This is a genomic window from Streptomyces sp. NPDC041784 (assembly GCF_055591025.1).
Map to the genome: position 1 here is coordinate 20,274 of NZ_JBVJAB010000051.1, position 15,412 is coordinate 35,685.

Annotated in this window: 12 protein-coding genes and 2 pseudogenes; 11 read left to right on the forward strand and 3 right to left on the reverse strand. The window is 69.6% G+C overall.

Annotation, left to right across the window (positions count from 1 at the left end):
• Nucleotides 1-193: 193 nt before the first annotated feature.
• Entirely contained in the window at nucleotides 194-913 is a 720-nt protein-coding gene (locus tag ACZ6D7_RS44940) for a hypothetical protein (protein ID WP_469504146.1), read from the reverse strand.
• 559 nt (nucleotides 914-1,472) lie between these two features.
• Nucleotides 1,473-3,245, reverse strand: coding sequence for a histidine kinase (locus tag ACZ6D7_RS44945; RefSeq protein WP_469504149.1), 1,773 nt, complete (start codon nucleotides 3,243-3,245; stop codon nucleotides 1,473-1,475).
• 207 nt (nucleotides 3,246-3,452) lie between these two features.
• Between ACZ6D7_RS44945 and ACZ6D7_RS44950 the strand changes: the two genes are divergently transcribed.
• The 6 genes and pseudogenes from ACZ6D7_RS44950 to ACZ6D7_RS44975 all read left to right on the forward strand — a co-directional run.
• Nucleotides 3,453-4,871, forward strand: a complete 1,419-nt coding sequence (locus ACZ6D7_RS44950) for a TRAP transporter substrate-binding protein (RefSeq protein ID WP_469504152.1) — start codon at nucleotides 3,453-3,455, stop codon at nucleotides 4,869-4,871.
• Between the two features lie 78 nt (nucleotides 4,872-4,949).
• A complete protein-coding gene (locus tag ACZ6D7_RS44955) occupies nucleotides 4,950-5,306 on the forward strand; it encodes a response regulator (RefSeq protein ID WP_469504155.1) in 357 nt (118 codons plus the stop codon).
• Nucleotides 5,307-5,313: 7 nt separating this feature from the next.
• Nucleotides 5,314-6,825 (forward strand): sensor histidine kinase, encoded by a 1,512-nt coding sequence (locus ACZ6D7_RS44960; RefSeq protein WP_469504158.1) that lies wholly within the window; start codon nucleotides 5,314-5,316, stop codon nucleotides 6,823-6,825.
• A complete protein-coding gene (locus ACZ6D7_RS44965; protein WP_469504161.1) occupies nucleotides 6,825-7,487 on the forward strand; it encodes a LuxR C-terminal-related transcriptional regulator in 663 nt (220 codons plus the stop codon). The genes ACZ6D7_RS44960 and ACZ6D7_RS44965 overlap by 1 nt, the downstream gene beginning before the upstream one ends.
• 173 nt (nucleotides 7,488-7,660) lie before the next feature.
• Nucleotides 7,661-7,886, forward strand: a pseudogene (locus tag ACZ6D7_RS44970) (IS5/IS1182 family transposase); the annotation flags it as partial.
• Between the two features lie 67 nt (nucleotides 7,887-7,953).
• A pseudogene (locus ACZ6D7_RS44975) lies at nucleotides 7,954-8,583 on the forward strand (family 1 glycosylhydrolase); the annotation flags it as partial.
• 981 nt (nucleotides 8,584-9,564) lie between these two features.
• Here ACZ6D7_RS44975 and ACZ6D7_RS44980 read toward each other — a convergent pair.
• On the reverse strand, nucleotides 9,565-10,173 hold the full coding sequence (locus tag ACZ6D7_RS44980) for a TetR/AcrR family transcriptional regulator (protein ID WP_469504163.1): 609 nt from the start codon (nucleotides 10,171-10,173) through the stop codon (nucleotides 9,565-9,567).
• 120 nt (nucleotides 10,174-10,293) lie between these two features.
• On the opposite strand from ACZ6D7_RS44980, the gene ACZ6D7_RS44985 reads away from it, so the two are divergent.
• The 5 genes from ACZ6D7_RS44985 (at nucleotide 10,294) to ACZ6D7_RS45005 (ending at nucleotide 15,241) form a co-directional block, all read left to right on the forward strand.
• Nucleotides 10,294-11,055 carry an SDR family NAD(P)-dependent oxidoreductase gene (locus tag ACZ6D7_RS44985; protein ID WP_469504166.1) on the forward strand — a complete coding sequence of 254 codons (762 nt, stop codon included), beginning with the start codon at nucleotides 10,294-10,296 and terminating at the stop codon, nucleotides 11,053-11,055.
• 43 nt (nucleotides 11,056-11,098) lie between these two features.
• Nucleotides 11,099-11,512: a DUF4345 family protein gene (locus ACZ6D7_RS44990; protein WP_469504168.1), complete on the forward strand. Its 414-nt coding sequence runs from the start codon at nucleotides 11,099-11,101 to the stop codon at nucleotides 11,510-11,512.
• 73 nt (nucleotides 11,513-11,585) lie between these two features.
• On the forward strand, nucleotides 11,586-12,293 hold the full coding sequence (locus ACZ6D7_RS44995; protein ID WP_469504171.1) for a type 1 glutamine amidotransferase domain-containing protein: 708 nt from the start codon (nucleotides 11,586-11,588) through the stop codon (nucleotides 12,291-12,293).
• A gap of 72 nt (nucleotides 12,294-12,365) precedes the next feature.
• Complete coding sequence (locus ACZ6D7_RS45000) at nucleotides 12,366-13,061, forward strand: type 1 glutamine amidotransferase domain-containing protein (protein ID WP_469504174.1); 696 nt, start codon at nucleotides 12,366-12,368, stop codon at nucleotides 13,059-13,061.
• A gap of 593 nt (nucleotides 13,062-13,654) precedes the next feature.
• Nucleotides 13,655-15,241 (forward strand): sigma-70 family RNA polymerase sigma factor, encoded by a 1,587-nt coding sequence (locus tag ACZ6D7_RS45005; protein ID WP_469504177.1) that lies wholly within the window; start codon nucleotides 13,655-13,657, stop codon nucleotides 15,239-15,241.
• Nucleotides 15,242-15,412: the final 171 nt, after the last annotated feature.

Consider the following 15,412-nt stretch of genomic DNA (forward strand, 5'->3'; position numbering starts at 1 on the left):
AAACAAACGCAGTACGGAGAGTTCCAAACGCCTCCACCCCCCACCTCCACCACCACCTCCCGACGACACAGGCGGGGGCCCCTCCCCGCGCGGGGGGGGTGTCCCCACGCAGACGCAGCCGGGCGAGATGGGCCTCGCGCAGTCACAGGAACGCAGCGCACGGAACCGGCTCCGCACACCCCCATCTCTCAGCTCACGGATGCACCGCCGCCGTGGCTGGCGTCCTCCATACCTGCCACGCCACCTGCCCGTACAAAACCCCGAGAGCTGCCAGGGCCAGGCCGGAGACCAGCCCCTGGGCCACGAAAAGGACCACGTTGGCGACGATCACGGTCGGCGGCAGCCATACCGGTACGGCGCGTGCCCGCCAGAGCGCAACGGCCAGCAGCAACTGGGCCAGCGTCATCACCAGGAACCCGGGAACGACCACGCCGAGCCCCGGACCACCTTCTTCGTTGACGTAGTCGATCAGCCCTTGCCCTGCCGCCGCGGGAAGCGCGTCGGACTCCGTCGCGTACATGCCCAGCAGGCCGAACGAAACGGAACCCGCCGAGAACACCAGGGCGCCGAGCACGGCCAGGGCGGCTCCGACGGTCGCCCAGCGGGCGCCGCGGGCCTGGACGAGGAAGCAGACCGCGAAGGCCAGGCCGATCATGACCAGCGCGGTGCCGAGCCCGTCCAGCAGGTGCCAGGTCAGCCAGCCGTCGCGGTGCGAACGGACCCCCTCGAACGGGAGGTCGTCGCCGGTCCGCAGCTCATCGACGGGCGTCCACACGCCCACTACGATCCAGGCGGCGGCCCCGAGGGCCAGCGCGGCGGCGAGCAGTCGGATACGGGCTGTTTGGGGCCGCACTGCCGGCGCGTCGCCGCTCTCGGCGAGGTCGTCCGTCGTCCGGGTCGTGTCTTCTGCCATGGCTCCTCCGTGGGGCCTGTGGACGCGCGGACCGCGTCGCACGCCAGAGTGCCGCCCGCAAGGTTGTCCGCTCATCAGGGCCAGCCCTGGATTCTCCGCACTGAAACCAGGGCTGGCCCGGAATGTATCCGCCCGGCGGCGGGGCACGCTGTCGCGGTCGGAGGAGATCGGCATGGGCGGTGGCGTGGTCCCGGGGCGCACTTGTGCTGACTGCCGTGTTCACACCCCTGCTGCAGGCGGGGCGCCTGATCGCGAGGAGCCTGGACCACCGGGTGGTCCCTGGCGATGGACCTGCTGGTGGGCCTCGCGTTCGCAGCCACCCCGCCCGACGCGGGCCGCTGGCGCAGCCCGCGTTGCTCATGGCCGTGGGGCCGGCCTGGCTGTTGTGGAACCACACGGAACACCCGCTCGGTCAGGCCCGCATCCGTGGTGGCAAGTCGCAGCACCGCGTCCGGCTACCGGTTTGCGGGCATTGCGCGGAAGTGGTGCGGGCTGAGTTGGGGGCGAATGGACGCGATGCAGCGGCTGCTCGGTGTCGATGGCCGCAATGAGCTGACGTCTACTCATGTCCGCTTGGTGACACGGGCGTTGGGGAAGTCCGAGCGGACGGTGTGGCGGTGGCTGTCGGCAGGGGCAGGGGCAGGGTCAGCGTCCAGCGGGTGCCGTCGGCGCCGGGAGTGGTCAGGGTGCCCGCCAGCGTCGTGACGCGGTCTGCCAGGTCTGCCAGGTCCGGCTGGACGGAGCCGTCCGTGCACACCGTGACGACCAGCCGTTCGCCCTCGACCTCGACGTCCACGGTGGCCGGCTGCCGCTCGGTCACGCGGTCGACGAAACTGTACGCCGTGGACTGCGTCACGTCTGGGAAGCGGCCCGATGGTGCCCGAACCAGCCGCAGGCTGCGCTCCTCCGTGAGGGCGTCGAGGGCTGCCGCCAAGCCCGCGTCCTTCAGCAGGACGGGATAGATGCCCCGCGCGAGCCGTCGCAGCCCGTTGATCGCCGCCCGTACCTCGTCCTCCGCCGCCTGCAGCCGGGCCGCATGGCCGGGGGCGCGCGTGCGCAGTCCACGCAGGCCCAGTACGAGCCCGACCAGACGCTGCTGTGCTCCGTCGTGCAGATCCCGTTCCAGTCGGCGGCGCTCCTCGTCGCCGACCGCGACGATGCGTGCCCCGGACGCGCGCAGGTCCGTGAGCTGGTCCAGGAGTTCCGCGTGGAGTCGTGCGTGCTCCAGGCCCAGGTGTACGGCCGAGACGAGATCGTCTACGGCGCCGGGGCGGTCGAGGAGGCCCGGACGGTGGATCAGGGTGGCGAGCTCCATGTCTCCGTGACGCAGAGGCGTTGCCGCCGTGCCCTCGGGCGGGGTGAGGGGGAGCGGGCGGGCGTTCACGTCGACATGCCGGCCGCCGCCGACCGCGTAGGCGATGTCGAGTGCGGGATCTCCGAGTCGCCGGCCGATCGCTTCGCGCAGCTGCGATGGGCTCGTCGCGCCGCCCAGCTCGATCACCAGGCGGGTCAACCGCTGGTGTGTGCGTCGGGCCTGCAGCAGCCCGGCCAGGACCGCGAGCGAGAGCAGGCTGAGAGCCAGGGCCTGGAGCAGCCAGAGGCGGCCGTCTCGGGAGTCCGAGCCGAGGAATCCCCGGTCGAGGCTGTACGCGTAGGACGCGCCGACTGCCGCCAGACAGGCGCCCGCGCAGAGGGTGACTGGGGCGATCGCCCGGCGCCGGGCCGCGCTCGCGCGCAGCAGACCCCAGGCCAGGGCGCACAGCACCAGCGCGGTCCAGGCGGCGCCGCCGCGTACACCCAGCAGTTCCATGGCCGCGGAGCGGTCAGGATCGTCGGCCAGCACCCACCAGTTGGGTGGGCAGCCCGTGCAGCCGCGGGCCGCCGGATCGACGAAGACGGCTGTTCCCACGCCCTGAAGACCGACAGTCACGGCAAAGCCCGTTGCGGCCAAGGCCCGTCGCGGCCAGGACCGCAGGTGCCCGGTGGGGAAGGAAAGCGCCGCATGGGCCAGGACCGCGGGCCAGACCGCGTACAGGGCGAGGCCCAGGGAGAAGGCCCAGCCGGCAGCAGCCCCCGGGGTGTCCCACTCGGCAAGGAACCATCCGCAGCCCGCGAGGAACAGCAGGCCCGCGGAGCGGCCGGCCGAGCGGCGCTGGGCGAGAGCGAGGGCCGCGAGCATCAGCGCCCAACCTGCTGCGAGCAGCGCGAACTCACCGTAGGGGGCCGTGAAAGCGGTCGAGAAGACGGCCCTGCGTGCGGCGAGGACCATCGTGGTCACACCCAGGGCGACGCCGCCGAAGGCGGGCAACAGCAGCAGCACGCGTACCGGCATACCCACCCCCTTGGCGGTTCCGCCGCTTGCCGTCCGTGCTCTCGGGGGCGACAACGCAGTGGTTCCGCACGCATGATGCGGCTGCGGGGCGCGGCGCGCCAGAGGGCTGTCCCTGATTCCCTCCGGGCCCGCATCCAGGGCGGTCCCCGATGCCGCGGCTGCGGCGGCCTCCTAGGTTCGTGAGGCATCGGGAGAGGGAGGTGCCCAGTGAAGGGACACAGACACCGGCTGCGGGCGATGGCCACGGCGGTGGCGGGACTGCTGCTGGCCGTCTCGGCCTGCCAGTCCCGGGACCGGGCCGGCGGAAACGCCGGCGCCGAGGTCACCGTGATCACCATGGCGAATATCGGCGGAACCATCAGGCCAGGGCAACTCAATGAGTGGGCGCAGGAGGTGCAGCGTCGCTCGAAGGGTTCGCTCAGGATCGAGTTCCGGGACGAGTACCGCGAGGGCGAGGAGAACGCCGAGGTCGCGACCGTCGAGGACCTTCGGCGGAACAGGATCGACCTGGCCTGGGTCGGGGCACGGGCGCTGGACCGGGTCGGCGTACAGCACTTCCAGCCGCTGCTCGCGCCACTGCTGGTCGACGGCTACGAACTGCAGGCCAAGGTGTTCCAGGCGGGGATCCCGGACCGGATGCTGGCCGGGCTGAACGGGGCAGGGCTGCACGGAGTGGGGGTGCTCCCCGGGCCGTTGAGGCGCATGGTCGGGGTGGAACGTCCGGTGGTGGACGTGGGATCCTTCGTCCGGCGGAAGTTCGCCGTCTCGGATTCGGCGCTCGCGGACCTGACCTACAAGACACTCGGCGCGTCCGCGGTGCCCGCTCCCGCGAGCGTGGACCTTGCAGGATTCGACGGCGTCGAGTTCCAGCTGGGGGCGGTCGTGGGGCGGCACACCTATCGCCAGGCCGAATTCGTGACCGGCAATCTGGTGCTGTGGCCCCGCCCACTGGTGGTGCTGATGGCGCCGGCGGCACACGACAGACTCACAGGCGACCAACGGCGGATACTCGCCCAGGCGCTCAAGAGCAGGCAGGCAGCGGCGATCGATTCGGCCCGGCAGGAGGACCGGGAGTCCGCCGAGACCCTGTGCGGACTGGGCATGAAGATCCCGCAGGCCTCCCCGGCACAGTTGCGCGGTCTGCACGAGGCGGTGCAGCCCGTGTACCGCGAGCTGAGGAAGAACGAGCGCAGCGCCCGCTGGCTCAGCGAGATCGAAGCCCTGAAGAAGACGACGGGAGCCGGACCGGACAGTGCCTCCTGCCGGGAGAAGACGACAGGAGCGAGCCCGCTGGAGGGCACCTGGCAACGCACCATGACGGACAGCGACTGGATCGCTCTGCCACTCGACAGGGCGGACGGGCCGCTCAACGGCACCTGGACGATCACCTTCCGGGACGGTGTGCTGACCAAGACGGATCCCGGCGGAGAAGTCGAGCAGTGGCCGTACGAGACCTTCCGGGACCGGATGCACGCCTCGGGAACGGTCACCGTCGACGCGACCTTCCGCATCTCCGCCGACCGTCTCACCTTCAGCAACTTCGGTTTCGGCACGTGTGCGGACTGTGAGGGCTATTCCGTCACTTTCGGCGGCAACAAGAAGCCGTGGATCAGGGCGCAGGACTGAACGGACGGCACGGGCCGGTAATGCACATGAGGGACAGCCCTGATGCGCGATACCGGCCCGTGCTGCCATCATCGGCTTGTGAAGCCAACGCTGTTGCTGGTGGACGACCACGCCGGCTTCAGGTCGTTCGCCCGGGCGCTGCTGGAGGCCGAGGGCTACTCCGTGGTCGGCGAGGCCGCGGACGGAGCGTCGGCCATCCGGGGCGCTGAGCGGCTGGCACCCGAGATCGTCCTGCTGGACGTGATTCTCCCGGATCTGGACGGCTTCGAGGTCTGCGAACGGATCACCGGGGAAGGAGCACAGCCCATCGCGGTGGTCCTGACTTCGAGCCGCGATCCGGCGGCGTACCGCGACCGGCTGGCACGCAGCTCGGCCCGGGGCTTCATCGCCAAGGAGGACCTGACCGGGGCGGCCCTGGCCGCGCTGACGGGGTGAGTCCGCGATGGCCTCACAGCTGCTCGCGGCCGCAGACATCACCGTAGGCGTGGTCCTCCTCGGCGCGTCGGCTGTGGCCTGGGCGGGCCGGCGGGGCAGTCGGGTGGGGCCGGTCATGGCTGTTGCGGGCGGATGCTGGTTCCTGGGCAGCGTCTTCCCGGACCTGGTCTTCCTGCACCGGGGCGCGATGGCCCATCTGCACCTGTCCTATCCGACGGGCCGGCTGCACCGCTGGCCGACGGCCGTGGCCGTGGCCGTGGCCTATGCCGCCGCCGTCTATGAGGGCTTCACCGACGCGGCCTGGCTGACCGGCGGGCTGGCCGTGCTGATCGCAGTGGCCGCCGTCGACGTATTCGTACGCACTTCGGGCACCGCGAGGAAGGCGGGCCGGCCGGCCCTCGCGGCGGCGCTGGTGTTCGCCGCAGTCCTGGTCCTCGGCACGGCGAACGTCGGGCTCGGGCTGGACGCCGATCTCCACGTCGCATTGGCTTACGATGCTGCGTTGTGCGCTGTGACCGTCTGGCTGACCGCGGATCTGCTGTGCGGACGCTGGACCGACGCCACCATCGCCGAACTCGTGACCCAACTCGGCGGACGAGGCGGTATCGAGGACCTGCGGGCAGTGCTGTCCCGCACTCTCGGCGACCCGGGTCTGGTCATCGGCTACCGGGTACCGGGGCAGGTAGCGTACGTCGACGAGGCCGGGCGCCCGCTGGACGTCGGAGCGGCCGGACGGGTGACCACGTCGGTCGAGGACGACGGGGAGCCGGTCGCCGTCCTCCTGCACGACCCGGCCGTGCTGGAGGACGGGCGGCTGCTCGATGGGGCGAAGGCCGCGCTGCGCCTCACCGTCGCCAACGCCCGGATGCGGGCTGAGGCCAGGGCGCGGGTCGATCGGCTCGCGGCGGCACGGCGCAGGATCGTGGAGGTGGCGGACGAACAGCGGCGCGTCCTGGCACAGCAGGTGAGCTGCGGTGCGGAGCGCAACCTCGCCCGAGCGGACCGGCTGCTCGCGGAGCTGGAAGCCGCCGCGGAGGGCGAGGTCCGCGAGGAGGTCGGCGCGATACGGGCCGAGGTGGCCGCGGGCCAGCAGGAGCTGCGGTCCTTCGCCCACGGTGTTCGGCCGCGGAGCCTGCACGACGGCGGACTCGCCGCCGCGCTGCCCGAGCTGGCCGACCGCGCGGGACTGCCGGTCTCGGTCACCGTCGGAATCGGCCGGCTCGAGCCGTCGCTGGAGGCGGCGGCCTACTTCGTCTGCGCAGAGGCCTTGACCAACGTCCGCAAGCATGCGCGGGCCACCTGTGTGAGCATCGAGTGCGTTCCGGGGGGCAAGGGCGTCACGGTGCGGGTGACCGATGACGGCCGGGGCGGGGCGGATACCGGCGGGTGGGGTCTGCGCGGGCTCGCCGACCGGGTGGCGGCGCTGGATGGGCGATTGCGGGTGACGGAGCGGGCCGCTGGGGGGACAGTGGTGGAGGCAATGTTCCCAGTCAAGGGGGGTGGGGCGCTGTGCGAGTGATGATCGCCGACGATTCCGCGCTGGTCCGGCGCGGAACCACAGGGCTGCTCACGGACGCGGGATGTCGGGTGCTGGCGGCGGTGGACCATGCCGAAGCCCTGCTGCTGGAAATGGAGGAGGAGGTGCCCGATGCGATCATCGTGGACATCAGAATGCCTCCCACCTTCACCGACGAGGGCATCACCCTGGCCCAGGAGGCCCACACCAGGCATCCCGAGCTGGGGGTGCTGGTCCTGTCCCAATATCTCGAGACCCACTATGCGCTGCGGCTGATTGGCGAGGTGCCCGAGCACGTCGGCTACCTGCTCAAGGAACGGGTCGCCGACGCCGCGGTGCTGACCGACGCGCTGCGCAGGGTCGTCGACGGTGACTGCGTCGTGGATCCGACCATCGTCACCCGGCTGATGCGCCGCTCACGCATGCGAGAGCCGCTGCAGTCACTGTCCGCCAGGGAGCTGGAAGTCCTGGCGCTGATGGCCGAGGGCCGGTCCAACTCGGCGATCGCACAGCGTCTGTTCATGAGCCCCAAGACGCTGGAGTCCCACATCCGGCAGCTGATGCGGAAGCTCGATCTCCATGAGTCAGCGGCGGACCACCGGCGGGTGCTGGCCGTGCTGACGTACATGCGGGCGGGGAACGGGGCGGCGTCCGCTGGTGGGTGATGGGGCGTCGGCGGTCATACGACGCTCACCGCCTCAACTCGCCGCACAGCGCCAGCGTGTACGTATCGGAGTGTTGTCGGGGGTGACGTGTGCTGATCCCTGCGGTAGGCCGGTGGTATGCGGTACGCGCAGGGTGGTGGATTGACCGCAGAGCGGCGGCGATTACCTCTCTGGTCATCACCGATCCTTCCGGCCGTATCCCGTGGGCGTCACCCGCCTTTGACTGGAGCTGTGCGCGACGTCCGGGCGGCCCGCGAGAACGTATCCCGGGCCCTCGTCGAACAGGCCCTCGCCACCCTCAAGTCCTGGCGGCTCCTGCACAAGCTCCGATGCTCGACCACCCGCATCACGAGCCTGGTCAAGGCCACCCTCTGCCTGCATCGCGCCAGCTCAGACTGAAGATGGAAAGGGTTGAGTGGCTTTCGTGCCAGTGATCGCTCCCGAAGTCGTGAGGTGCGTATCGATCCAGGAGGACGGGCACAACAACCGCTGGTGGCTCGATCCCATCCACGGCCGCGGTTACCCGGCCGACATGGTCGAGGTGTACGGGACCGAACCACCCATCGAGGCCGGGGATCTGCAGAAGATCGCGGCGCCGCTGGACTGGCTGGGCGTGAACTACTACAGGCCGTCAGTCACCGTCGGTGATCCGCAGGGGCCCGCACCGTTCGCCCGTCCCGTCACACCGCCGGGCACACCCCGCACCGGGATGGACTGGAAGGTCCACCCGGATCGGCTGGAACACCTGCTCGTCCGGGTCACCGAGGACTATGCGTCGCGATCGGTCCTCGTCACCGAGAACGGCTCCGCTTTCCCCGACCGTGTAGCGCCCGACGGCAGCGTGCGCGACGTCGAGCGCATCGCCTTCCTGGAGTCCAACCTGGCGGCCTGCGCGCGGGCTGCCCGCCGCGGCGTCCCGCTCGACGGCTACTTCGCCTGGTCCCTGCTGGACAACTTCGAATGGGCGTACGGCTACTCCCAGCGGTTCGGTATCGTCCACGTCGACTACGAGACCCAGAGGCGCACGGTCAAGGACAGTGGCCACCGCTACGCCGAGATCATCCGCGCCCACCGGCGCACCACACAACACGCAGCCTCCGTCGCGATCCCCGCCCCCCGGAGAAGAGAACCTCTATTCGGAGGAGCGGCGCAGTAACTGAAGACCCTCGTCACCAGGGGACCGTCTGACGCTCACATGTCCCGGGCCGACAGGACGCGGCGGAGCGGTGAACCTACCTGGCCGCCACCGGCACGCCGGCCGTGTGCAGCAGCACTGACCGCCGCGGTGACGGGTCCGGTTGAGGTAGGTCGCTCGTGCGCGCTTCCACGTGCAGACCGCGCAGCGGATCACGGGCAACAACCTCGATCAAAGCGGTTCTCGGCCCCGCTGACCCAGGAGGTACCGGACCGGCACCGCGCCACCCCGAGGTTGGCGCTGCTTACCGGCCGCGCGGGAGCGCTGGACAGAAAGCAGGAGACGCAGGCAGAGAACGGGCACGCTCCGAGCGGATCCGGGCAGGGCTCTTGCCCCTGATTCGGCTGGAAACACCCCCTTTCTGCTGAAATGCGCAAGTCGACACGGGCGCGATCGGTCCGGAATACATGACGTCTTCGCCTGGCCATGTGGCTGAGACTGCGTGTAGAAAATCCACATAAAGCCGAACGGACCGGGCTTCGTCACTGCGCGGCACGGTTTTCGCTTCGTTGCCGCGACAGGTTCGGTTGCTGCAACAGGTTTGAAGGTAACGCCAGGAGATCGAGGAGTCGGCGAGCTCGGCCGCCGGCCAGAAGGGCTCTCCGGGGCAGCGGCAACCCGTGAGCGATCCCACAAGCGCGTCCATCGGTTGGCGTGCGGACGGCGAGGGGGTTATCGTCGATTGGTAGAACGACCGGTCTTCCTCTCTCCTGGGGAAGGGTCTATACCGGCCTTCCCGGCTGGGCTGCCTCCAGGCGGAGATCTACCAGTAGGTCGCCGGTGCACGTCGAAGAGAGATCAAAAAGTTCCGTGAAACCAATCCGCGCCCCGGCCCAGCCGGGGCACCGTACAGAGCCGCTGCCTCATGCGGCTCCGACAGGATCAGCCTTCCGACCGGATCAGCCGGACCGCGTTCAGCAGGGTCTCGTAGGCGGCCGTGGAGTCGTCCAGGTAGCCGGCGGCCATCGCGCCGTCGTACAGCATCAGCAGCGCACCGGCGGCCGACTCCGGGTCGGCGTGGCCGAGCCGGGTGAGCAGGTCCTGGAAGAGGGTGCGGATCCAGTTCCGGTGGGTCGTCACCAGGTCACGGACCGGGTGGTCGACGTCCGGGTACTCGGCGGCCGCGTTCAGGAACGGCGATCCGCGAAAGCCGCGCTCGCGGGCGTGCTCGGCGATCGCCTCGAAGATCAGGTCGATCGCCTCCGCGGGCGGGTGCCCGGCGGCCAGCGGTTCGGCCACCTCCTTGTAGTAGGCGTCCTTGGTCAGCAGGTAGGCCACGACCAGGTCGTCCTTGGAGGCGAAGTGCCGGTAGAAGGTCGCCTTCGTCACCCCGGCCTCGGCGATCAGCCGCTCCACGCCGATCGCGCGTACACCCTCGTAGTAGAACAGCCGCGACGCGGCCCTGACCAGGCGTTCGCGAGGAGGCAGGTCTCTTTCGATCGTGCTCTCCTGACGCTTGGGGGTGGTTGTCTTCTGCCCAGTAGTACTCACTTCCCCATTCTGCCCGCAGCCCGGCCCTGAGTGGCCCCCACCCCCATACGGCCTACCAGGGCCGTCACCCTTATCCCGTACGGCCCGAGCAACATGGCCGTTCATCGAAAGGCTTGAATCATGACTCGTCGTCTTGAAGGAACCGTCGCCCTGGTCACCGGCGCCTCCAGCGGCATCGGCCACGCCACCGCCTTGGAGCTTGCCCGCGACGGCGCGTCCGTGGCCCTGGTCGGCCGGCGCGAGGACCGGCTCACCGACCTCGCCTCGGAGATCTCAAGCACCGGCGGCAAGGCCCTGGTCGTGCCCGCCGACATCACCACCGCCGAGGCCGCCGCGGAGGCGGTTGAGCGGACCGTCGAGGGCCTGGGCCGCCTGGACACGCTGGTCAACAACGCCGGCCTCATGCTGCTCGGCCCCACCCCCGGCGCGGACCTGAACGAATGGCAGCGCATGGTCGACATCAACCTGATGGGTCTGATGTACACCAGCCACGCGGCCATCCCGCACCTGGTCAAGGCCGCCACCGACGGGCCGCGCCGGGTCGCCGACATCGTCAACATCAGCTCGCTGAACGGCCGCAACGCCTACGCCATGATGGCCGTGTACACCGCCACCAAGTTCGGCGTCACCGGCTTCAGCGAGGCGCTGCGCCAGGAACTGGCAAAGCAGCATGTCCGTGTGTCCGTCGTCGAGCCGGGCAGCGTCGACACCGAACTGCGCACCCATAACTCCGACGCCGTCCAGCAGCTCCTCAACGCCGGACTCGGCGACATCGACCGGCTGCAGAGCCAGGACATCGCCGACACCGTCGGCTACATCGTCACCCGCCCCCGGCACGTGGCTGTCGCCGAACTGCTCGTACGCCCCACCGAGCAGGCCTGACCACCAATCCCGAGACCAACTCCGAGAACCACAAGGAGTCGTGATGGCGGCCCGCAATCCTGTCGCAGCAGCCAACACCATCGTCTGTGTCTGCCTGCTGCTGGCCACTGCCATCGCGCTCGGAGACGGCCTGCAGCAACTGGTGCAGGGAGGCCCAGCGGGCGCGGCGGACGCGGACAACGCGCACCGCTTCCTGGCCGGCGTCTACATCGGCTGGGCTCCCCTGTTCGCCTGGGCGGCGGCAACGATCCGCTGGCAGGGAGTACTCGTCTACTTCCTGGCCGTCCCGATCTTCCTCGGGGGCGTCGGTCGGCTGGTCTCCTTCGGCCAGTACGGCATACCCAGCCCAGAGGGAGTCTTCCTCGCCTCCGCCCTCCTGGAGTTCATGCTCTCGATCGTCATCGTCTGGGCGCATTCCACCGCACTCAGATCCAGACGAGCGCTGGCCACTTCCTGAGGCACCGGTCATGTGCGGGTTGGTGGATCTGCCACACCCGGCCCCGAATGTGTCGTTGGCCAACAAAGGAGACGTGGAAGAAGTGAGACAGAAAAAGATCCTGGCAGTAGTAACCAATCAGGCCTCCTACGGGGCGAGCAAACACCGGACCGGCCTCTGGCTGGGTGAACTCGTCCATTTCTACGACAAGGCGGTTGAGGACGGCCACACCGTGGATGTGGTCAGCCCGGCGGGCGGTGAGGTGCCACTCGACCCCCGCAGCCTCGGCCGGTTGTTCGTCGACAGGACGGTTCGCAGATATCTCGACGACCCGGCCTTCATGGACGGTTTGAAATCCACCCGTTCTGTTGCCGAGGCGGGTTCGGACGACTACTCCACGATCTTCTTCACGGGTGGTCATGGAACCATGTGGGACTTTCCCGACAGTGCTGACTTGCAGCGAACAGCCCAGGCCATCTACGCCGGTGGTGGCATCGTCTCCTCGGTCTGCCATGGCGCCTGCGCCCTCATCAACCTCCAGGACGCCGACGGGAACCCGCTCGTACAGAACCGCACCGTCACAGGCTTCCCGACGGTCGAGGAAAGACTGGCCGGCGTGAAGAGCAGGGTGCCGTTCCTCCTGGAGGACGAACTGCGCGCGAAGGGGGCCAATTATGTGCGCTCCACTGTTCCGATGGCGCCGCACGCCGTGCGTGACGGCCGCCTGATCACAGGCCAGAACCCGGCGTCCACCAAGGCCGTCAGCGACTTGATTCTCGGCGCCTTGGCCGAGACCGAGTAACAAGCAAAGAGACTTGGGGCGCCGGCAACCGCGGGGGCGCCTCCCGATCAAACCTCTCCAGGAGACCGCACTATGTCGAAGATCCTTTTCGTGATGACCGGCGCCGACCACTGGACACTGGCGGACGGCAGCAAGCACCCGACCGGCTTCTGGGCTGAGGAGGCCGTGACCCCGTACCAGGCCTTCACGGCCGTCGGCCACGAGATCGTCGTCGCCACGCCCGGCGGTGTCGTGCCGCCCTTGGACCAAGGAAGCCTGGCGCCGCAGTTCAACGGCGGCAAGGAGGGCGCGAGGAAGGTGGCGGACGCCCTCGCCTCGATCAGCGAGATCCAGCACCCCGTCAAGCTGGAGGACGTCGACCTCGACGACTACGCCGCCGTGTTCTACCCCGGTGGCCACGGCCCGATGGAGGACCTGGCCGTCGACGCAGTCTCCGGCAAGCTACTCATCGACGTCCTCGCCTCGGGCAGACCGCTCGGCGTGGTCTGCCACGCCCCGGCCGCGCTGCTGGCCGCCACCAAGGCCGACGGCAACAACGCCTTCGCCGGCTACCGGCTCACCGGTTTCAGTAACACCGAGGAGATCCAGGGCGGCCTTGCGGCCGGCGCCAAGTGGCTGCTCCAGGACCGCCTGGTCGAGATCGGCGCCGACTACCAAGAGGGCGAACCGTGGGCCCCGAACGTGGTCGTCGACCGCAACCTGGTCACCGGCCAGAACCCCGCCTCCGCCGGACCGGCAGCAGCCGAGATGCTCAAGAAGCTGACATGACGTAGCAGAGCACCCGCACCTGCTCCCGTACCCGCCTCCGTACTCAGGCCGCTGATTCCCCGCCTCATGCAGCCGATGGCTGAAGTTCCGGTCCCGCTCTTCCCAGGCTTACGTGCCCTGGACGTGCCTTGTGAATGGACCAGCGCACATCCAGACGGCGATCACGCCCCACCCGTGCTCCCGGAAGGTGTCCAACGCCTTCGCCGCGTAGTTCCCAGCATGTGCTGCGGCCTTGTGGGCCCGATCCGATACGGCGCCGTCGGAAGACATCCGACTGAACGGCCCAGTGAGGAAAACCGCACCGGATGCGAACAGGCAGGCCGACGATGCCGCGCGTCCGAGTCTCCGTGCATGTGCTCGGCTCAAGGAACGGCGCGATGTCGTGCGGCCTGCTGTGAGTCACGGCCGGCTGTCATGTCCCTTGGTGGTGTAGCTGATCGACCGACCTGCCGGTCAGCGATACCTCTCACTCGTCCGCACCAGCCCGTTGAACCCGCCAGATCACGGCTTCATAACACCCCGGGACGGCGTGCCCGCTGACCGCTCGTCGCCTTCGACAAGCGTTCCCGTCTGCCACCCCCAGGATGATTGTCATGCGCGACCACACCTCCGGAGCCGCCGCTCCGGGAGCCGCACCCAGCGACGCCCACCTGACCGCCTTCATACGCAACGGCCCCCCGGACGCCGCCGACGCCGCGCTTGACGAGCTCTACCGGCGGCACCGCAGTTCGGTCATCGCCTATGCCCGCACCTGCACACGAGACGCGCACACGGCGGAGGACCTGGCCTCGGAGGCGTTCGCCCGCGCGCTGCGCGCCGTGTGCGGAGGTGCCGGTCCCGAGGGGGCCTGGCGGCCGTATCTGCTGACCACGGTCCGCCGCACGGCCGCGTCGTGGGCCGCCACCGCCGACCGGATCGAGCTGTCCCCCGACTTCGAGACCTGGCTCTCCGAAGCGCCGAGCGGTGAGGAACAGACGCTGCTACGGGAGGACGCCGACCTGATCCAGCGCGCGTTCCGCAGTCTTCCCGAGCGCTGGCAGACCGCGCTGTGGCACTCGGCTGTGGAAGAAGAACCAGCGAAGCGGATCGCGCCACTGCTCGGCATCAGTCCGAGCGGCGTCGCGTCCCTCACCGCCCGGGCGCGTGAGGGTCTGCGTCAGGCGTACCTGACCGAGTACGCGGCGGACCCGACGATGTCCGACGAGTGCCGGCACTTCACGGGCGTGTTGGCCGCCTCGGTTCTCCGTGGCGGCCGGCACGGCGGGCACTCAGGTCTCAAGCGCCATCTTTCGGGATGCCGCCGGTGTCGCCGTGCGAACCACCAACTGTGGGAGCTGAACAACTCGCTCAAGGCCGTACTCCCGGCGGGTGTTCTGCTGTGGGTGGGTGCCTCATACGGCACGAAGGTCGTGGGAGCGGCCGCGGTCGCCGGCTCCGCCGGCACGGGGTCCGCGGCCGGGACGACCACGGCCACCACAGGGGCCGGCACGACCGTCAAGGTCGCCGGCATCGGAGCCGCCCTCCTCGCCGTATCGATCGGCGGCTACGCGGCTCTGCCCGACGGCAACGACCCACCGTCGCCGCGGCCCACCCCGGCGGCTACGCGACCCTCGCCCTCCTCGTCTCCCCCCGCCCCCACCCAGAGCGAACGCCACGACCCGAAACCCCCCTCCCGTACACCGTCCGCAAGCGCCTCCGCCAAGTCGACTCCTCCCGCTTGGCAGCCCGCCGCCGACGACCGCGCCCAGCTGCCGATCGTGTCCACCGGCCGCTGCATGGACATTTCCACGGCAGAGGGCGCCGAGCCGTACGAAGCCGAGTGCGACGGCAGCCGTACGCAGCAGTGGGAGCTGCTCGTCGACCGTGCCGCGCAGGAGGCCCGTATCCGGAACCACGCGACCGGCATGTGTCTCACCCACAGCGGCACGTCGACGGACGGCGCCCCGGTCCGCCAGGAGCGCGCGTGCGACTCCACCGCGGTCACGGCCCGGTGGACCTACTTCTTCCAGGCTTCCGGCACGGTCAACTTCGCTCAGAAAGGGAACACCACGTACTTCCTGGGCATCGATGAGTGGAACAAGGCCGACGGGCCTCACTCGCCCGCCATCGGCACGACGGCGAACTACTACGACACCGACTCCCTCCGGTTCCGTTACACAGGAGACGTCTTCAGCGGCTGACGAGGGCCACTCCTCGTGGGGACGTCCGAGTTTTCTGGGCACCTCCCTCCCGCGAGAGGTGCCCAGAACCGGTTCAGGAAGCCGGAGTCAGCGTGCGTGGCGGGCCATGGCCGCCCGCTTGCGGCGGGACTTCAGCAGGAACGCACCGCCGACCGTGAACAGCGCGGCGCC